The sequence below is a fragment of the Pseudomonas chlororaphis subsp. piscium genome, assembly GCF_003850345.1.
In the GTDB taxonomy this organism is placed as follows: Bacteria; Pseudomonadota; Gammaproteobacteria; order Pseudomonadales; family Pseudomonadaceae; genus Aquipseudomonas; species Aquipseudomonas piscium.
Genome location: NZ_CP027707.1, coordinates 526,368 through 544,056, shown reverse-complemented (window position 1 = coordinate 544,056; position 17,689 = coordinate 526,368). Strand labels below are relative to the sequence as shown.

Here is a 17,689-nt window from a genome sequence, read left to right as displayed (position 1 = left end):
TGGCCCCAGGCAAGCGCAGCCCCCATCTGCTGCCAGCGTTGCGGGCTTTTGTAGCCGCTGCCGAAGGCTGCGATCGGCCGCGTAGCGGACGCCTGGGAGACAACCCCCATGCATAACCCCTGCGCCGTGATCCCGGTCTACAACCATGAAGCCGCCGTGCCGGCGGTGGTCGAGGCCCTGCTCGCCAGCGGCCTGCCCTGTGTGCTGGTGGACGACGCCAGCAGTCCGGCCTGTGCTGCCGCGCTGGAGCGACTTGCCAAGCGTGAACAGGTGTTCCTGGTCAAGCTCGCGGTCAACCAGGGCAAGGGTGGCGCGGTCATGGCCGGGCTGCGCGAAGCCTCGCGCCTGGGCTTCAGCCACGCCCTGCAAGTGGACGCCGACGGCCAGCACGACCTGCGCGATGTGGATAACTTTATCGCCACCTCCCGCACCCACCCCGAAGCGCTGGTCTGCGGTTATCCACAGTACGACGCCAGCGTGCCCAAGGGCCGTTTTTACGCGCGCTACCTGACCCACGTCTGGGTCTGGATCAATACCCTGTCGTTGCAGATCCCCGACTCCATGTGCGGCTTCCGGGTCTACCCCCTGCCACCCGTCCTGGCGCTGATCGACTCGGTGAAGATCGGCCGGCGCATGGACTTCGACACCGACATTCTGGTGCGCCTGGCCTGGCGCAATCAGCCGATGCGCTGGTTGCCGACCAAGGTCCGTTACCCGGTGGATGGCCTGTCGCACTTTCGCCTGTTCCACGACAACCTGCTGATTTCCAGCATGCACGCCCGGCTGTTCTTCGGCATGTTGCTGCGCGCGCCGCTGATCCTCTGGCGACGGTGGCAGGCATGACGGCGCTACCAGACAAGCAGGACAAGCAACATTGGGCCGAGCACAAAGAGCGCGGCAGCTTCTGGCTGATGAAGCTCACCGCCTTCGGCGTGCGTGTGCTCGGGCGCCGGGTGTTGAGCCCGGTGCTGTACATCATCGTTTTCTATTTTTTCCTGTTCGGCCGCGGCGCCCGCCGCAGCGCCTGGTTGTACCAGCAGCGCCTGGCCGACTGGAGCGGCAAGGCCGAGCTGCGTCCCAGCCACTGGCGGGTCTTCGGCCAGTTCATGGCGTTCGCCGACTCCCTGCTGGACAAGCTCGACGTGTGGAACGGCAAGCTGCGCCTGGAACAGATCGAGATCGTCGACCCGGCCCGGCTGCGCGACCAGTTGCGTGGCGCCCGCGGACAGATGCTGGTGGGTGCGCACCTGGGTAACCTCGAAGTCTGCCGCGCCCTGGCCGAGCTGGGCGAGAAGGTCACCATGAACGTGCTGGTGCACACCAAGCACGCCGAACGTTTCAATCGCCTGCTGGGCGAGGCCGGGGCCACCAACCTGCGGCTGATCCAGGTCAGCGAGCTGGATCCGGCGGTCATGCTGCAGCTGAGCCAGCGCCTGGATCGCGGCGAGTGGCTGGCGATTGCCGGCGACCGTGTACCACTGCATGGCGGGCGCAACGTGCGGGTGGATTTCCTTGGCCATCCGGCGCCCTTTCCCCAGGGGCCATGGCTGTTGGCGGGCCTGCTGAAATGCCCGGTCAACCTGCTGCTGTGCCTGAAAAACAATGGCCGCTATCGAGTGTTCCTCGAACCCTTCACCGAGACCGTGGCGTGGAAGCGCAGCGATCGCGAACAGGTTATCGCCCAGTGGACTGCCCGCTACGCCGAGCGCCTGGGCCAGTACTGCCTCGAAGCGCCCCAACAATGGTTCAACTTTTACCCTTTCTGGAAGACCGATGACGACGCATCCGCTTGAGCCGGTAACCTTCGGCGAACTCCCTTTGCGCATCGAAGACGTGCTGGCCCTGGCCAACCGTCAGGCGCCGACCCGACTGCAGGACGACAGCGCATTCCGTCAGCGCATCGCCAAGGGCGCGCAATTCCTCGATTCGCTGCTGGACAAGGAAGGCGTGATCTACGGCGTGACCACCGGCTACGGCGACTCCTGCGTGGTCGCGGTGCCGCTGCAACACGTCGAGGCGCTGCCCCGTCATCTGTACACCTTCCACGGCTGCGGCCTGGGCAAGCTACTGGACGCGCAAGCCACCCGCGCGGTGCTGGCGGCGCGCTTGCAGTCGCTGTGCCATGGCGTGTCCGGGGTGCGCGTGGAGTTGCTGGAGCGCCTGCAGGCATTCCTCGAACACGACATCCTGCCGCTGATTCCCGAAGAAGGTTCGGTGGGCGCCAGTGGCGACCTGACGCCGCTGTCCTACGTGGCCGCGACCCTGTCCGGCGAGCGTGAGGTGATGTTCCGCGGCGAGCGCCGGACCTCGGCCGAGGTGCACCGCGAGCTGGGCTGGGAACCGCTGGTACTGCGGCCGAAAGAAGCCCTGGCGCTGATGAACGGCACCGCAGTGATGACCGGCCTGGCCTGCCTGGCCTTCGCCCGCGCCGACTACCTGCTGCAACTGGCCACGCGCATCACCGCGCTGAACGTGGTCGCCTTGCAGGGCAACCCGGAGCACTTCGACGAGCACCTGTTCGCCGCCAAGCCGCATCCGGGGCAGATGCAGGTCGCCGCCTGGCTGCGCCAGGACCTGGCCATCGACGCACCGACCGCGCCGCTGCACCGCCTGCAGGACCGTTACTCGCTGCGTTGCGCGCCCCATGTACTGGGCGTGCTGGCCGACAGCCTGGGCTGGCTGCGCGGTTTCATCGAAACCGAGCTGAACAGCGCCAACGACAACCCGATCATTGACGCCGAAGCCGAACGCGTGCTGCACGGCGGGCATTTCTACGGCGGGCACATCGCCTTCGCCATGGACAGCCTGAAGAACCTGGTGGCCAACGTCGCCGACCTGCTGGACCGCCAGCTCGCGCTGCTGGTGGACGAACGCTACAACCATGGCCTGCCGAGCAACCTGTCCGGCGCCCCGGCGGACCGCGCCATGATCAACCACGGCTTCAAGGCGGTGCAGATCGGCACCAGTGCCTGGACCGCCGAAGCCCTGAAAAACACCATGCCGGCCAGCGTGTTCTCGCGCTCCACCGAATGCCACAACCAGGACAAGGTGAGCATGGGCACCATCGCCGCCCGCGATGCGATCCGCGTGCTGGAGCTGACCGAACAGGTTGCCGCCGCCACCCTGCTGGCCGCCAACCAAGGCGTCTGGCTGCGTGGCCAGGCCGAGGATGCACGGCCATTGCCACCGGCCCTGGCAGCCATGCACCAAGAGCTGGCCAAGGACTTCCCGCCGGTGATCGAGGACCGCGCCCTGGAAGGCGAGCTGCGCCTGTGCCTGCAACGTATCGCCGAGCAACACTGGAGGCTGCATGCGTAGTCGGGGCGTGCTGCACGCGGACACCGAGATCCAGGTGCCGTTTTTCGACGTCGACACCATGCACGTGGTCTGGCACGGGCATTACGTGAAGTACCTGGAAGTGGCCCGTTGCGCCCTGCTCGACAAGCTCGGCCACAACTACAACCAGATGCTCGAATCCGGCTACGCCTGGCCGGTGATCGACCTGCAGCTGCGTTATGTGCGCGGCGCGGTATTCGGGCAGAAGCTCAATGTCCGCGCCAGCCTGGTAGAGTGGGAAAACCGCCTGAAGATCAACTACCTGATCAGCGACCTGGAAACCGGCGAACGCCTGACCCGCGCCAGCTCGGTGCAGGTGGCGGTGGAGATCGCCAGCCGCGAGATGCAGTTGGCCTCGCCCAAGGTGTTCACCGATGCCGTGGAAAGGATGCTGCCATGAGAGCCCTTTGTAGCCACTGGCGCAGCCTGCGATCGGCTGTGCAGTACCCGCAAACCCTGAGTACCGAAACGCCACGCCCGCTACGCGCTCGATCGCAGCCTCGCGGCGTCTACAGGCTGTTGGGACTGCTGTTGGCGCTCGGCTTCAGCTCGTTGGCCAATGCCTTCGACCTGCAACAGCTCAGCGACCAGTTGGCCAAACCCGAGGTGATCCACGGCAGCTTCGTCCAGGAGAAACACCTGCGCGCCCTGCCCCAGCCGCTGACCAGCAAGGGCAACTTCGTCCTGGCGAAGAACCATGGCCTGCTGTGGCTGCTGAAAACACCGCTGCAACAGGACTACCGCATCACCGGCAAAGGCATCGCCCGCCGGGATGGCAGCGGCTGGCAAATGCTGCCGAACAAGAGCGCCGGGGCCGAACAGAACCGCCTGTTCCTCGCCGTGCTGCAAGGCGACAGCAGCGGCCTGCAACGGGACTTCGAGCTGGCCCTGGCCGGCGACGCCAAGGCCTGGAAACTGACCCTGACCCCACGTTCGCTGCTGCTCAAGCAGGTGTTCAACCAGATCAACATCGACGGTGGCGAACTGGTGCAGCGCATCGAACTGCTGGAAACCCAGGGCGACAGTACCCTGCTGAAAATGTATGACAGCATCAGCAACCAGCCCTTGAGCGACGCGGAGCAACATGACTTTGCCGAGTGAACGCTGGTGGCCGCGCCTGTTCCTGCTCCTGCTGGTGGCCGTGCTGGCCCTGGCCGGCTGGCAATGGCGCCACGGCGCGCCACTGTCGGCCAACCTCATGGAACTGGTGCCAGGCACCGACCCCGATGCCCTGGAGCTCAAGGCCGAGCAGCGCATGCAGGAACCGCTGAACCGCGAAATGCTGGTGCTGGTGGGCCACGCCGAGCGCCAGCAGGCCATCGCCATGGCCCAGCGCCTGGGTGAGCAATGGCAGGCCAGCGGGCTGTTCGAAAAGGTCCAGTGGAACCTGCAGGCCGACCTGCCGGCACTGCGCACGCAATTGCTGCAAGGGCGCCTGGCAATGCTGGGCGCCGCCGATCGCCAGCAACTGATCGAGCACCCCGACGCCTTTATCCAGCAGCGCGTACAGGCGCTGTTCGACCCCTTCAGCGGTTTCAGCCTGGTCCCGAGCCAGGACGACTGGCTGGGCCTGACCGGGCGCATCCAGAATAGCCAGCCGCAACGCGGCGCGGTGCAACTGGACATCGGCAGCGGCACCCTGATCGCCGATGCCGACGGCAAGAGCTGGGTGCTGCTGCGAGCACGCACCACCGGCAACGCCTTCGACATGCAGCTACCGCTGCAGGTGGCGGCCTTGCTCCAGCGCAGCCGCGAACAGGCCGCCCAGGCCGACGTCCAGCTGCTGGCCGCCAGCGGCCTGCTCTACGCCGCCAACGGCCAGCAGCAAGCCTCCCGCGAGATCACCTGGGTCGGCGGCGGCGCCACCGTCGGCATCCTCTTGCTGCTGTTGCTGGCCTTCCGTCGCTGGCGAGTGTTGCTGGCGTTCGTGCCAGTGCTGGTGGGCATGCTGTTCGGCGCGGTGGCCTGCGTGGCCTTCTTCGGCCACATGCACGTGATGACCCTGGTGCTGGGTTCAAGCCTGATCGGCGTCGCCGTCGACTACCCCCTGCACTACCTGTCCAAGAGCTGGAGCCTGCGTCCCTGGCACAGCTGGCCGGCCCTGCGCCTGACCCTGCCCGGGCTGAGCCTGAGCCTGGCCACCAGTTGCATCGGCTACCTGGCATTGGCCTGGACACCGTTCCCGGCCCTGACCCAGATCGCCGTGTTCTCCGCCGCCGGGTTGCTGGGCGCCTACCTGAGCGCGGTGTGCCTGCTGCCGGCGCTGCTGCGCGGCGTCGAGCTGCAACCGGCGCAATGGCCGCTGCGCGTCGCCGAATGGCTGCTGAACCTGCGCACCCAGTTGCTCAAACGCGTGTCCAGCCCCTGGCTGCTGGCACTGGTGATCGCCTTCTGCGCCGGTGGCCTGTGGCAGCTCGACAGCAAAAACGATATCCGCCAGTGGATCGGCGCGCCGCCACAACTGCTCAACGAAGCCCAGGCCATCGCGCGGATCACCGGCTACCAGCCCACCAGCCAGTTTTTCCTGGTGCGCGGCGCCGATCAGCAACAGCTGCTCGAACGCCTCGGCGCCCTGAGCGAGCGCCTGGAGCAACTGGTCAACCTGGAGAAACTCCAGGGCTACCTGTCGCTCAACCAGCTGGTGAGCCTGCCCAGCGAGCAACAGCGCCTGCGCCAGGCCCTGGACGCGCTGCCGCGGTACTGGCAGCCGCTGCTGGATCTCGGAGTCCCGGTCACGGCCCTGAACGCTGAACTCGCGCAACTGCGGGCGCTGCCCGACGAAGACATCGACAGCGCCCTGCAAGGCCCGCTGGCCGAGCCTTACCGCACCCTGTGGCTGGGCCCCACCGACAACGGCGTGGCGGCGATGGTCAGCCTGCAGGGGCTGAACAACCCACAGCTGCTGCGGATACAGGCGCAGGATCTGCCGGGGGTGCAACTGGTGGACCGCCTGGGCGACCTGAACCAAGTGTTCGCCGCCACCCAGGTCAGCGCCGCCGAGCTCAAGCTCGCCTCCTGCGTGCTGATCGTCTTGCTGCTGATCCTGCCGTTCGGCCTCGGCGGCGCCCTGCGTCTCGTCGCCCTGCCGCTGCTGGCGGCCCTGTGCAGCCTCGCCAGCCTGGGCTGGCTGGGGCAACCGCTGACCCTGTTCAGCCTGTTCGGCCTGTTGCTGGTGACCGCCATCAGCGTCGACTACGCCATCCTCATGCGCGAACAGGTCGGCGGGGCCGCCGTGAGCCTGCTCGGCACCTTGCTTGCAGCGGTGACCACCTGGCTGTCGTTCGGCCTGCTGGCGATTTCCAGCACTCCGGCGGTCAGCAACTTCGGCCTGTCGGTGAGCCTGGGCCTGGCCTTCAGTTTTATCCTGGCGCCCTGGGCCGGTCGCCAGCGCCATCGCCAGCCCGTTACGGAGCCCGTCCTGTGATGATTGCCCTGTTCTGGCTCATGGCGCTGCTGCTGTTCGCGCTCGCCACCCGCATCGGCAGCCGTTTCGGCCTGATCCCGATCGTCAGCCAGTTGCTGCTGGCGACCTTCGGCCTACCGCTGCTGATGCTGTTCTGGATCGAACCGCACTGGCAACTGAGTGGCGCCCAGCTGGTCTCGCCGGGCTGGCTGAAGAACCTGTACGGCCTGAGTTTCGCCCTGCTGCTGGGGCATATCCTCAGCGACGTGATCGACCTGCGCCTGGACCGCCAGAGCCTGAAGATCGCCCTGCCGAGCTTCGCCATTCCCTTCGCCTGCGGCCTGGCCACGGCGGTCTGGCTGTTGCCGGCGCAACCCTGGCTGAGTTCCCTGGCGGTCGGCCTGCTGTTCGCCATTACCGCGATTCCGGTGCTGTACCTGTACCTGCGGCACATCGACTACCCGCCGCTGGCCACCCGGCGCCTGGTGCAGACCGCGATCCTCATCGACCTCGGCTGCTGGACCCTATTCGGCGTCGCCCAGGGCAGCCTGCACCTGAGCAGCCTGCTGCTGCCGCTGGCCGGCGCCTGCCTGCCGCTGCTCCTGCGCGGCCTCGGCCTGCGCCAGCCGTTGCTGCACAGCCTGGGCTTCTTCGGCCTGCTGGTGGTGGCCGAGCATTACAAGCTCAACGCGCTGATTTTCGGCATCGGTTACCTGCTGTGCATGGCCGCCCTCAAGGTGCCGCTGGTGCTGCCGTTAAAGGCAGCCTGGATGAGCCGTTTGCAGACCTTTATCGCCATCCCGCTGATCCTCACGTTCGGCATCGTGCAGATCAATGTGCACAGCGCCATGGACAGCCTCGGCTGGGTGCAGCTGGGGGCGTTGCTGCTGTTGCCGATTGCCAGCAAGCTGCTCGGCAACTGGCTCGGCCTGGGCTGGGCCGGCGCCTCCTTCAAGGGCGCCAGTCGCTGGCGGGAAAGCCTGCTGCTGAACATTCGCGGGCTGAGCGAGATCGTCTTTCTTAACCTGCTGCTGCAACAACGGCTGATCAGCCCGGCGCTGTATTTCGCGCTGATGCTCATGGGCCTGATCGCCACCCTGATGCCGGCCCTGGCCGGGCTGCACCGAACACCTTTGGTCCCTTCGAACCTGAACATCGCCGAACCGGCAAGGAGCCCCAGTGCCAACAGTTGAAATGGAACGCCGCCGGATTGTGGTGATCGGCGCTGGCCCATCGGGCGCCATCGCCGCCGCGCTGCTCAAGGGCAAAGGCCACGACGTGCTGATCGTCGAGCGCCAGCATTTCCCACGCTTTTCGATCGGTGAAAGCCTGCTGTCCCACTGCCTGGATTTCGTCGAAGAGGCCGGCATGCTCGAGGCGGTCAAGGCTGCGGGCTTCCAGCTGAAGAACGGCGCCGCGTTCGCCTGGGGCGAGCGTTACAGCGCCTTCGATTTCGGCGACACCTTCAGCAACGGCAAGCCCACCACCTTTCAGGTGCAACGCGCCGACTTCGACAAGCTGCTGGCCGATCAGGCCGCCCTGCAAGGCGTTGAAGTGCGTTATGGCGAGGCCATCGTCAGCGCCGACTTCAACCTGGCCAGGCCGCAGCTGCAGGTGCTGCGCGAAGACGGCAGCGAGTACCGCGTGGAGGCCGACTTCGTCCTCGACGCCAGCGGCTACGGCCGTGTGCTGCCACGCCTGCTGGACCTGGAAGCGCCCTCGAACTTCCCTGTCCGCCAGGCGGTGTTCACCCATATCGAAGACCATATCGACAGCCCGGCTTTCGAGCGGGAAAAGATCCTCATCACCACTCACCCCAGCAAACGCGATGTGTGGTTCTGGACCATCCCGTTCAGCAACGGACGCTGCTCGATCGGCGTGGTGGCGGCCAAGGAGCACTTCGACGGCCGTGACGACGACCTGGACCAGTGCCTGCACGGTTTCATCGAGGAAACCCCAAGCCTGGCCAAGGTCCTGCACAACGCCGTCTGGGACACCCCGGCGCGGACCATCGGCGGCTACTCGGCCAACGTCAAGACCCTGCACGGCCCGGGCTTCGCGCTGCTGGGCAACGCCGCGGAATTCCTCGACCCGGTGTTCTCCTCCGGAGTGACCATTGCCATGCGTTCGGCGAGCATGGCCGCCGCCGTGCTGCATCGGCAGTTGCAGGGCGAAAGCGTGGATTGGGAAAAAGAGTTCGCCGCCCCCCTCAAGCGCGGCGTCGACACCTTCCGCTGCTACGTCGAGGGCTGGTACGCCGGCACCTTCCAGGACGTGATTTACCACCCGGGCAGCTCGCCGGAAATTCGCCGGATGATCAGTTCGATCCTCGCCGGTTATGCCTGGGACGAACGCAACCCGTTCGTCAGCGAACCCAAGCGCCGGCTGCGCATGCTCTCGGAAATCTGCGCCATGGAGGCTCCATGAACGACACCCAGCCGCAATACCTGAGCGCCAGCTACATCGAGGAAACCCGCTTCGGCTTCTGGTTCCTGCGCAGCCATACCTGGCAGCATCATGTGCTGCGGGTGGCGATCAACGACCTGCGCCGCCTGTTCGACAAGGAACCGCCGGCCAACCCGGTGCTGCTGGATGCCGGCTGCGGCCAGGGCAAGTCGTTCCAGTACCTGAGCCAGGTGTTCGCCCCGCGGCGCCTGATCGGCCTGGACGCCGACCCGCACAGCCTCAGGCTCAGCAGCGAAGAGGCGGCGCGCCAGGGCCTGCAGGTCGAGCTGATCGGCAGCGACTGCGCGACCCTGGACGTGGCCGATGCCAGCGTCGACCTGCTGTTCTGCCACCAGACCTTTCATCACCTGGTGGAACAGGAAAAAGCCCTGGCCGAGTTCTATCGCGTGCTCAAGCCGGGCGGTTACCTGCTGTTCGCCGAATCCACCGAGGCCTACATCGACACCTGGGTGATCCGCTGGCTGTTCCGCCACCCGATGCACGTGCAGAAAAGCGCGGCGCAGTACCTGGAAATGATCCGACGACAGGGTTTTGAATTTACCCCGCGCAATGTGTCTTATCCCTATCTGTGGTGGAGCCGCGCCAAGGATTTCGGGCTGCTCGAACGCTTCGGCCTGCGCCGCCCGAAACCCTTTGGCCAACGGGAAGAAACCCTGGTCAATGTGGTCGCCCGCAAACCCTTGCACGAAGGTGCCGCTGGATGATCCGTGCCCTGCTCGTCGGCTGCCTGTTGTTGCTGAGCGCCTGCGCCAGCCAGCCGCCGCTGCCCGAGAAAACCCCGAGCCTGGCCCTGCCGCTGCAACTGCATATCGAGCGGCAACAGGCCGGGCAGCGCCAGGACTGGCTGCTGGTGATCCAGGCCGAAGGGCCGGGCATCCGCTGGTCGCTGCTCGACCCGCTGGGCATTCCCCTGGCGCGCCAGCAACTGATCGAGGGTCGCTGGCAGGCTGACGGCCTGCTGCCGCCGAACCCGGAGGCCCGCGAACTGTTCGCCGCACTGCTGTTCGCCCTCACGCCCGCGGGCGAACTGCGAGATAATTATCCAGCCGCCCGGCAGCACGGCGCGCAGCGTGACCTCGCCCCGCACTGGCAGGTCCGCTATCGCCAGGCCCTGGATTTTCGCCTGGAGCTGCCCCAGGGCTTGTACTACCACATCAGCCCGCTGACCGCCGAGAACGCCTCATGACGGCCTACCTGAATGCCCTCGGGGTGATCTGTGCCCTTGGGCGCGACAAGCAGCAAGTGGCCCGCAGCCTGTTTGCCGGCGACTGCTCCGGCATGCGCGCCGCAGCCGGCTGGGTAACGGAGCGCAGCGTGCCGGTGGCCGCTGTCCAGGGGCCGCTGGCAAGCATTCCAGCGGAGCTGGGGCAGCAGAGCAGCCGCAACAACCAGCTGCTGCTGGAGGCCGCCCTGCAGATCCGTGGCGACATCGACCAGGCCATCGCCCGCTACGGCCACAGCCGCATCGGCATCGTCCTCGGCACCAGCACCTCGGGCATCGACGAAGCCAGCCGTGGCATCGCCCATTACCTGCGCGACCGGCACTTCCCGGCCGACTACGACTACCGGCAGCAGGAACTGGGCGCGCCGGCGAACTTTCTCGCCGACTGGCTCGACCTCAGTGGCCCGGCCTACGTGATTTCCACCGCCTGCACCTCCAGCGCCCGGGCGCTGATGAGCGCCCGCCGCCTGCTCGACCTGGGCCTGTGCGACGCGGTGCTGTGCGGCGGCGTCGACAGCCTGTGCAAGCTGACCCTCAACGGTTTCTCGGCCCTGGAAGCGGTGTCCGCCCAGCGCTGCAATCCGTTCTCGGTCAACCGCGATGGCATCAATATCGGCGAAGCCGCCGTGCTGTTCCTGATGAGCAAGGAAACCCTCGGCGCGCAACCGATCGCCTTGCTCGGCGCCGGCGCCAGCTCCGACGCGCACCATATTTCCGCCCCCGAACCCAGTGGGCGCGGCGCCCTGCAAGCCATGCAGAAGGCCTTGCACAACGCCGGCCTGCAAGCCGCACAGATCGGCTACCTGAACCTGCACGGCACGGCCACCCAGCACAACGACGCCATGGAAAGCCTGGCGGTCGACCAGTTGTTCCCGGCCGGCGTGCCCTGCTCGTCGACCAAACCCATGAGCGGCCATACCCTGGGCGCCGCCGGTGCCCTGGAAGCGGCATTCTGCTGGCTGAGCCTGTCCGCCGCGAACAGCGCGCACGCCCTGCCGCCCCACGTCTGGGACGCCCAGGCCGACCCGCAACTGCCGCCGCTGCATTGGGTCACCGCCACCACACGTCTGGAGCAGACTGCTCCGCGCTGCCTGATGAGCAACTCCTTTGCCTTCGGCGGCAACAACGTCAGCCTGATTATCGGAGACGCCCCATGATTGACTGGCCGCTCGCCGAACTGCTGCCCCACGCGGGCGACATGATCCTGATCGATCAGGTCCTGGCGTTCGATGAAGAGCAGATCCGCACCCGCCTCACCGTCCGTCCCGGCGGTCTGTTCAACCGTGCCGACGGCAGCCTGCCGGCCTGGGTCGGCATCGAACTGATGGCCCAGAGCATCGCCGCCTACGCCGGTTGCCATGCGCGCCAGAAAGGCCAGGCCGTCGAGCTGGGGTTCCTGCTCGGCACACGCAAGTTCGAATGCAATGTGGAGCACTTCCCGGTCGGCAGCGAACTGCAGATTCACGCCTTGCGCTCCCTGCAAGACGACAACGGCATGGGCGTATTCGAATGCCACCTGACTGCCCCCGGCATCCAGGCCGTCGCCCGCCTCAACGTGTTCTGTCCGCCACAGGCGGACAGCTACCTGAACGAATCACCCGCTTTATCAACAGGAGTCCAGCCATGACTGAATCCATATTGGTCACCGGCTCCAGCCGTGGTATCGGCCGCGCCATCGCCCTGCGCCTGGCCCAGGGCGGCTATGACCTGATCCTGCATTGCCGCAGTGGCCGCAGCGAAGCCGAGGCCGTGCAGGCCGAAGTCGAGGCCCTGGGGCGCCAGGCGCGCATCCTGCAATTCGATGTGACCGACCGCGCCAGCTGCAAGGCCGTTCTCGAAGCCGACGTGGAAGCCCACGGCGCCTACTACGGCGTGGTGCTCAACGCCGGCCTGACCCGCGACGGCGCCTTCCCGGCCCTGAGCGAAGACGATTGGGACACCGTGCTGCGCACCAACCTCGACGGTTTCTACAACGTGCTGCACCCGGTGATGATGCCGATGATCCGCCGCCGCGCCGCCGGGCGTATCGTCTGCATCGCCTCGGTGTCCGGGCAGGTCGGCAACCGTGGCCAGGTCAACTACAGCGCGTCCAAGGCCGGCCTGATCGGCGCCGCCAAGGCCCTGGCCATCGAGCTGGGCAAACGCAAGATCACCGTCAACTGCGTGGCGCCAGGCCTGATCGACACCGCCATGCTCGACGAGAACGTGCCGGTGGACGAGCTGCTGAAGATGATCCCGGCCCAGCGCATGGGCACCCCGGAAGAAGTCGCCGGCGCGGTGAACTTCCTGATGTCCGCCGAGGCCGCCTACATCACCCGCCAGGTGCTGGCGGTCAACGGAGGCCTGGTCTGATGAAACGTGTGGTCGTCACCGGCATGGCCGGCATCACTTCGCTGGGCAGCGACTGGGACACCATCGCCGCCAACTTCAGCGCCAACCGCAGCGGCATTCGCCGGATGGACGAGTGGGATCGCTTCAGCGAACTCAATACCCGCCTGGCCGGCCCCGTGGACGACTTCAAGGTGCCGGACCACTGGACCCGCAAGCAGCTGCGCAGCATGGGCCGGGTGTCGCGGCTCGCCGTGGGCGCCGCCGAGCAAGCCCTGGCCGATGCCGGTCTGTTGGGTGACGAATCGATCAAGGACGGGCGCATGGGCGTGGCCTGTGGCTCGTCCACCGGCAGCACCGACGAGATCAAGGCGTTCGGCAACATGCTGCTGAACTCGGTCGCCGAAGGCCTCAACGCCAACTCCTACGTGCGCATGATGCCGCACACCACCGCGGCCAATATCAGCATCTTCTTCGGCCTCACCGGCCGGCTGATCCCGACGTCCAGCGCCTGCACCAGCGGCAGCCAGGGCATCGGCTACGCCTACGAGGCGATCAAGTTCGGCCGCCTGCCGCTGATGCTCGCCGGCGGCGCCGAAGAGCTGTGCCCGACCGAAGCCATGGTGTTCGACGCGCTCTACGCCACCAGCCTGAAAAACGATGCCCCGCACACCAGCCCGCGCCCCTACGACAGCGACCGCGACGGCCTGGTGATCGGCGAGGGCGGCGGCATGCTGGTGCTCGAAGAGCTGGAACACGCCCTGGCCCGTGGCGCGCATATCCATGCCGAGATCGTCGGTTTCGGCAGCAACGCCGACGGCCAGCACACCACCCGTCCGGAACAGGCCACCATGCGCCGGGCCATGGAGCTGGCCCTGGAAGACGCCGGCCTCGAGCCTTCGGCCATCGGCTACGTCAATGGCCACGGCACCGCTACAGAACAGGGCGACATTGCCGAAACACTGGCCACCAGCAGCCTGTTCGGCAGCCGGATGCCCATCAGTTCGCAGAAGAGTTTCCTCGGCCACACCCTGGGGGCCTGTGGCGCGCTGGAGTCCTGGTTCAGCATCGAGATGCTCAACCACGACCTCTACGTGCACACCCTCAACCTCGATACGGTGGACCCGCGTTGCGGCGAGCTGGATTACCTGCGCGGCGAGTTCCGGCAGATGAGCTGCGAATACGTGATGAACAACAACTTTGCCTTTGGCGGCGTCAACACTTCGCTGATCTTCCGCCGCTGGCCTCAATGACGTTACCCGCTGGAGAAAATGGAATGCCCTCCCTGCTTCGCGCATGCCTGATCGTGCTGGCCCTGCTGACCTGCGTCTCGTGCACCAGCAAGCGCATGTACACCCCGGACCGTGTCCTGCCCGCCACCATCAAGGCCGACCATGAGGAAATGAAACAGGCGATCCTGAAAAACCTGGTCGCCCGCAAGTGGACCGTGCAGCGCATCAGCCCGGAGCTGATCCAGGCCGAGATCACCGTGCGTGAGCAATACCACGTGGAAATCGACATCCAGTACACACCGACCCACTACAAGATCCTCTACCGCGACAGCCGTGGCATGAGCTACGCGGACGGCAAGATCCACAAGAACTACATCCGCTGGGTGCGCCTGCTGGACAAGGGCATCCTGCGCGAGCTGAAGGACAACCAGAACGAACGGACCGCGCAACAGCTGTCCAGCTCGGCCCAGGCGATTGCCGCGCCTAATTGAGCGCCAGCCGCCACCCGCTTTCTACGTCAAGGAGACCACCATGCAATTGAAGACCCTGGCCGCCACCGCCACCCTGCTGCTCTGCACCCTGCCCGGCGTCAGCCAGGCCCGTGATACCGCGCTGTACCTGCCGTTCGACAAGGTGGTCGCCGAAGCCATCAGCACCGGCAAGATCGACGGCAGCGTGAAGTTCTACCTGGCCGGCAACAAGCCCGCCGGCAAGGTCACGGTGGTCAGCGCGGGCGCGGTCACCAACAAGAAGACCAACGCCTTCAACAAGAGCGACGAAGTGGCCTGCGAATGGGTCCTGCAATCGGCGCTGATCACCCTGCACCAGGCCGCCAAGAAAGTTGGCGCCAATGCCGTGACCGACATCGCCAGCTTCTACAAGAGCAACGAGCGCAAGGACGCGAAAACCTACGAATGCCACGCAGGAGCCCTGATGGCAGGCGTCGCGCTGCGCGGCGATCTGGCGAAGGTGCAATAAGGCGCCTGCCGGTGAAATCGGCATGACCTGATCCCAGTTTCCGTCCCCCGGAAACGACAAAGGGCGCCTTTCGGCGCCCTTTCACAAACAGGCTGGCTTGTCATCGCGCTCTGCCTGTCTGGCTCTGCGATGGCTGGTTGCCCAGGATTCTCAGAGTCTCACAAGTCCCTTTCGGGTACGCGCGCAGTGTTGCTCGAAGCGGGTCGTCCGGCAACCGTGGCCAATTGCCTTTTCCTCGAAAACGGTCGACTTCAGATCCCCAAAGCCTTGCGTACAGCGGCTTTGACGGCAGCGAACTCTTCGTCTGTAAGTTGCAAGACTTCGTAAACTCGTCGGCCATGGCGGTCTTTGCGCCTGATCCGATCGAGTCGCGGCAAGCCAACCGTGGCGAGCATGTCGCATTTCGCCCAGCAGACCGTTACAGCTCCGCCTTGCGGGTCAGCAGCTCGACAAAAGCCTTGGCCATTGGCGAGCGCTGGTCGGTGCGCTGCGCCAGCCACACCGCCGAAACCGCCTCGGGGTCGAGCAGCGGTCGATAGACCACACCGTCGATGCGCATGCGCTGGTAGGACGCCGGCAACACCGAGACACCCAGCCCCGCCGCCACCAGGCCGATGATGGTCATGGCCTCGCCTGCTTCCTGGGCAAAATGCGGGGTGAAACCGACATCCCGGGCCAGGGTCAGCAGCTGCGCATACAGGCCACTGCCGTAGCTGCGCGGGAAGAACACAAAGGGCTCGTGGGCCAGGGCCGACAGCGCCAGGCCAGCTTCGCTGCCAGCCACCAGCGGATGCTTGGAGCCGAGCACCGCCACCAGCGGCTCGCGCAGCAACTCCACCACGCTCAGGGAATCCGGCAGCGGCAACGGCCGCATGATCCCGACCTGGATCGACTCGTCCAGCAGCGCCTCGGCCACCTGGGTGCTGCTCATTTCCCGCAACTTCAGGTGCACGTCGGGAAAGCGCTGGCGAAAGGCAAAGATCGCCTGGGGAATGCTCGAGTTGAAGGGTGCCGACGAGGTGAAGCCGATTTTCAGCTCGCCCAGCTCCCCCCGTTGCGCCCGCCGGGCTACATCCGCGGCCTTGTCGACCTGGGCCAACACCTGTCGTGCCTCGTCGAGGAACAGCCTGCCAGCCTCGCTGAGCTCGACCCGACGATTGGTACGCTCGAACAGGCGCGCGCCCACCTCCTGTTCCAGCACCTGGATCTGTTGGCTCAAGGGCGGCTGGGAGATGCCCAGGACCTGGGCGGCGCGGCCGAAATGCAGCTCTTCGGCCACCGCGATGAAGTAACGCAGATGACGCAGTTCCATGAACGCCTCATTAGGTCGTGAAACATATCAATCAGGTCGAACAATATATTGGAAAGAAACATTAGCCAGCTATATGCTTTTTTCCATTGCCTGACCGGCTGCGCTCCCCCCGAGGTCCCCCGTGAAAACCGCTGTCGCTCCACTCGCCCACGAACTCCCTCCCACCGCCCTCGACGGGGTCGTCGCGCAACTGAACGAGGTCTACATCGAAAAAGGCACGCCGATGTTCATGCGCACGGTGCTGGCGCTGTTCTCCGGCGGTTTCGCCACCTTCGCCCTGCTCTACTGCGTGCAACCGATGATGCCGCTGCTGTCCCAGGAATTTTCCATCAACGCCGCGCAGAGCAGCCTGATCCTCTCGGTCGCCACCGGCCTGCTGGCCATTGGTCTGCTGGTCACCGGGCCGATTTCCGACCGCATCGGCCGTAAGCCGGTGATGGTGGCCGCCCTGTTCGCCGCCGCGCTGTGCACCATTGCCAGCGCCCTGATGCCGAGCTGGCACGGCGTGCTGCTGATGCGCGCGCTGGTGGGGCTGTCCCTGAGCGGCCTGGCGGCGGTGGCGATGACCTACCTGAGCGAGGAGATCCACCCGCAGCACATCGGCCTGGCCATGGGCCTGTACATCGGTGGCAACGCCATCGGCGGCATGAGCGGACGCTTGATCACCGGGGTGCTGATCGACTTCGTCAGCTGGCACACGGCGATGCTGGTGATAGGTGGCCTGGCACTGATCGCCGCGGCGGTGTTCTGGAAAATCCTCCCCGAATCGCGCAACTTCCGCGCCCGCTCGCTGCACCCGCGCAGCCTGCTGGACGGCTTCACCATGCACTTTCGCGATGCTGGCCTGCCGCTGCTGTTCCTCGAAGCCTTCGTGCTGATGGGCGCGTTCGTCACGCTGTTCAACTACATCGGCTATCGCCTGCTGGCCGAGCCATATCACATGGATCAGGCCTTCGTCGGCCTGCTGTCGGTGGTGTACCTGTCGGGGATCTACAGCTCGGCGAAAATCGGCGCCCTGGCCGACCGCCTCGGCCGCCGCAAAATGCTCTGGGCCACCATTTCGCTGATGCTCGCTGGCCTCGCCTTGACCATGCTCAGTTCGTTGCCGGTGGTGATCGTCGGCATGCTGATCTTCACGTTCGGCTTCTTCGGCGCTCACTCGGTCGCCAGCAGCTGGATCGGCCGGCGCGCCCTCAAGGCCAAGGGCCAGGCCTCATCGCTGTACCTGTTCAGCTATTACGCCGGGTCGAGCATCGCCGGGACGGCGGGCGGGGTGTTCTGGCACATGGCCGGGTGGAACGGCATCGGCCTGTTTATCAGCGCATTGCTGGTGGTGGCGCTGCTGGTGGCGTTGAAGCTGGCCAAACTGCCACCGCTGACCACTCAGTAGTCGCTAAACCAACATGCCGGCG

At 66.0% G+C, this 17,689-nt stretch carries 18 protein-coding genes; 17 read left to right on the top strand and 1 reads right to left on the bottom strand.

What is annotated here, in order from left to right; translation table 11 throughout:
• The first annotated feature begins 108 nt into the window (after nucleotides 1-108).
• The 16 genes from C4K38_RS02465 to C4K38_RS02390 are packed head-to-tail and all read left to right on the top strand — an operon-like array spanning nucleotide 109 to nucleotide 14,965.
• Nucleotides 109-843 (top strand): glycosyltransferase family 2 protein, encoded by a 735-nt coding sequence (locus C4K38_RS02465; RefSeq protein WP_053277138.1) that lies wholly within the window; start codon nucleotides 109-111, stop codon nucleotides 841-843.
• On the top strand, nucleotides 840-1,793 hold the full coding sequence (locus C4K38_RS02460; protein ID WP_053277137.1) for a lysophospholipid acyltransferase family protein: 954 nt from the start codon (nucleotides 840-842) through the stop codon (nucleotides 1,791-1,793). The genes C4K38_RS02465 and C4K38_RS02460 overlap by 4 nt, the downstream gene beginning before the upstream one ends.
• On the top strand, nucleotides 1,774-3,318 hold the full coding sequence (locus C4K38_RS02455) for an HAL/PAL/TAL family ammonia-lyase (RefSeq protein ID WP_053277136.1): 1,545 nt from the start codon (nucleotides 1,774-1,776) through the stop codon (nucleotides 3,316-3,318). The genes C4K38_RS02460 and C4K38_RS02455 overlap by 20 nt, the downstream gene beginning before the upstream one ends.
• Nucleotides 3,311-3,736, top strand: coding sequence for an acyl-CoA thioesterase (locus C4K38_RS02450; protein ID WP_038582673.1), 426 nt, complete (start codon nucleotides 3,311-3,313; stop codon nucleotides 3,734-3,736). The genes C4K38_RS02455 and C4K38_RS02450 overlap by 8 nt, the downstream gene beginning before the upstream one ends.
• Nucleotides 3,733-4,437 (top strand): outer membrane lipoprotein carrier protein LolA, encoded by a 705-nt coding sequence (locus C4K38_RS02445; protein WP_231998576.1) that lies wholly within the window; start codon nucleotides 3,733-3,735, stop codon nucleotides 4,435-4,437. The genes C4K38_RS02450 and C4K38_RS02445 overlap by 4 nt, the downstream gene beginning before the upstream one ends.
• On the top strand, nucleotides 4,421-6,760 hold the full coding sequence (locus C4K38_RS02440) for an MMPL family transporter (protein ID WP_053277135.1): 2,340 nt from the start codon (nucleotides 4,421-4,423) through the stop codon (nucleotides 6,758-6,760). The genes C4K38_RS02445 and C4K38_RS02440 overlap by 17 nt, the downstream gene beginning before the upstream one ends.
• Entirely contained in the window at nucleotides 6,757-7,932 is a 1,176-nt protein-coding gene (locus C4K38_RS02435) for a cation:proton antiporter (protein ID WP_053277134.1), read from the top strand. The genes C4K38_RS02440 and C4K38_RS02435 overlap by 4 nt, the downstream gene beginning before the upstream one ends.
• Entirely contained in the window at nucleotides 7,919-9,166 is a 1,248-nt protein-coding gene (locus C4K38_RS02430; protein ID WP_053277133.1) for an NAD(P)/FAD-dependent oxidoreductase, read from the top strand. Before C4K38_RS02435 ends, C4K38_RS02430 begins: the two co-directional genes overlap by 14 nt.
• Nucleotides 9,163-9,909, top strand: coding sequence for a class I SAM-dependent methyltransferase (locus C4K38_RS02425; protein WP_053277132.1), 747 nt, complete (start codon nucleotides 9,163-9,165; stop codon nucleotides 9,907-9,909). Before C4K38_RS02430 ends, C4K38_RS02425 begins: the two co-directional genes overlap by 4 nt.
• The gene (locus C4K38_RS02420; RefSeq protein ID WP_053277131.1) at nucleotides 9,906-10,391 is read left to right on the top strand and encodes a DUF3261 domain-containing protein; all 486 of its coding nucleotides are present in this window, start codon (nucleotides 9,906-9,908) and stop codon (nucleotides 10,389-10,391) included. The genes C4K38_RS02425 and C4K38_RS02420 overlap by 4 nt, the downstream gene beginning before the upstream one ends.
• Nucleotides 10,388-11,584 (top strand): beta-ketoacyl-[acyl-carrier-protein] synthase family protein, encoded by a 1,197-nt coding sequence (locus tag C4K38_RS02415; protein WP_053277130.1) that lies wholly within the window; start codon nucleotides 10,388-10,390, stop codon nucleotides 11,582-11,584. The genes C4K38_RS02420 and C4K38_RS02415 overlap by 4 nt, the downstream gene beginning before the upstream one ends.
• The gene (locus tag C4K38_RS02410) at nucleotides 11,581-12,054 is read left to right on the top strand and encodes a hotdog family protein (protein ID WP_053277129.1); all 474 of its coding nucleotides are present in this window, start codon (nucleotides 11,581-11,583) and stop codon (nucleotides 12,052-12,054) included. Before C4K38_RS02415 ends, C4K38_RS02410 begins: the two co-directional genes overlap by 4 nt.
• On the top strand, nucleotides 12,051-12,779 hold the full coding sequence (fabG, locus tag C4K38_RS02405) for a 3-oxoacyl-ACP reductase FabG (RefSeq protein WP_038582689.1): 729 nt from the start codon (nucleotides 12,051-12,053) through the stop codon (nucleotides 12,777-12,779). The genes C4K38_RS02410 and fabG overlap by 4 nt, the downstream gene beginning before the upstream one ends.
• Nucleotides 12,779-14,008 carry a beta-ketoacyl-ACP synthase gene (locus tag C4K38_RS02400; RefSeq protein WP_025808171.1) on the top strand — a complete coding sequence of 410 codons (1,230 nt, stop codon included), beginning with the start codon at nucleotides 12,779-12,781 and terminating at the stop codon, nucleotides 14,006-14,008. Before fabG ends, C4K38_RS02400 begins: the two co-directional genes overlap by 1 nt.
• A gap of 23 nt (nucleotides 14,009-14,031) precedes the next feature.
• Entirely contained in the window at nucleotides 14,032-14,478 is a 447-nt protein-coding gene (locus tag C4K38_RS02395; protein WP_025808173.1) for a hypothetical protein, read from the top strand.
• A 40-nt stretch (nucleotides 14,479-14,518) separates the two neighbouring features.
• A complete protein-coding gene (locus C4K38_RS02390) occupies nucleotides 14,519-14,965 on the top strand; it encodes a hypothetical protein (protein ID WP_025808174.1) in 447 nt (148 codons plus the stop codon).
• A 418-nt stretch (nucleotides 14,966-15,383) separates the two neighbouring features.
• On the opposite strand, the gene C4K38_RS02380 is transcribed toward C4K38_RS02390, so the two are convergent.
• Entirely contained in the window at nucleotides 15,384-16,277 is an 894-nt protein-coding gene (locus tag C4K38_RS02380; RefSeq protein ID WP_007925832.1) for a LysR family transcriptional regulator, read from the bottom strand.
• A gap of 121 nt (nucleotides 16,278-16,398) precedes the next feature.
• On the opposite strand from C4K38_RS02380, the gene C4K38_RS02375 reads away from it, so the two are divergent.
• Nucleotides 16,399-17,667 (top strand): MFS transporter, encoded by a 1,269-nt coding sequence (locus C4K38_RS02375; RefSeq protein ID WP_053277128.1) that lies wholly within the window; start codon nucleotides 16,399-16,401, stop codon nucleotides 17,665-17,667.
• The last annotated feature ends 22 nt before the right edge of the window (nucleotides 17,668-17,689 follow it).

Coding starts and splice junctions, on each gene's coding strand:
- C4K38_RS02465 (WP_053277138.1), top strand. CDS start 109: ATGCATAACCCCTGCGCCGTGATCCCGGTCTACAACCATGAAGCCGCC.
- C4K38_RS02460 (WP_053277137.1), top strand. CDS start 840: ATGACGGCGCTACCAGACAAGCAGGACAAGCAACATTGGGCCGAGCAC.
- C4K38_RS02455 (WP_053277136.1), top strand. CDS start 1,774: ATGACGACGCATCCGCTTGAGCCGGTAACCTTCGGCGAACTCCCTTTG.
- C4K38_RS02450 (WP_038582673.1), top strand. CDS start 3,311: ATGCGTAGTCGGGGCGTGCTGCACGCGGACACCGAGATCCAGGTGCCG.
- C4K38_RS02445 (WP_231998576.1), top strand. CDS start 3,733: ATGAGAGCCCTTTGTAGCCACTGGCGCAGCCTGCGATCGGCTGTGCAG.
- C4K38_RS02440 (WP_053277135.1), top strand. CDS start 4,421: ATGACTTTGCCGAGTGAACGCTGGTGGCCGCGCCTGTTCCTGCTCCTG.
- C4K38_RS02425 (WP_053277132.1), top strand. CDS start 9,163: ATGAACGACACCCAGCCGCAATACCTGAGCGCCAGCTACATCGAGGAA.
- C4K38_RS02420 (WP_053277131.1), top strand. CDS start 9,906: ATGATCCGTGCCCTGCTCGTCGGCTGCCTGTTGTTGCTGAGCGCCTGC.
- C4K38_RS02415 (WP_053277130.1), top strand. CDS start 10,388: ATGACGGCCTACCTGAATGCCCTCGGGGTGATCTGTGCCCTTGGGCGC.
- C4K38_RS02410 (WP_053277129.1), top strand. CDS start 11,581: ATGATTGACTGGCCGCTCGCCGAACTGCTGCCCCACGCGGGCGACATG.
- fabG (WP_038582689.1), top strand. CDS start 12,051: ATGACTGAATCCATATTGGTCACCGGCTCCAGCCGTGGTATCGGCCGC.
- C4K38_RS02400 (WP_025808171.1), top strand. CDS start 12,779: ATGAAACGTGTGGTCGTCACCGGCATGGCCGGCATCACTTCGCTGGGC.
- C4K38_RS02395 (WP_025808173.1), top strand. CDS start 14,032: ATGCCCTCCCTGCTTCGCGCATGCCTGATCGTGCTGGCCCTGCTGACC.
- C4K38_RS02390 (WP_025808174.1), top strand. CDS start 14,519: ATGCAATTGAAGACCCTGGCCGCCACCGCCACCCTGCTGCTCTGCACC.
- C4K38_RS02380 (WP_007925832.1), bottom strand. CDS start 16,277: ATGGAACTGCGTCATCTGCGTTACTTCATCGCGGTGGCCGAAGAGCTG.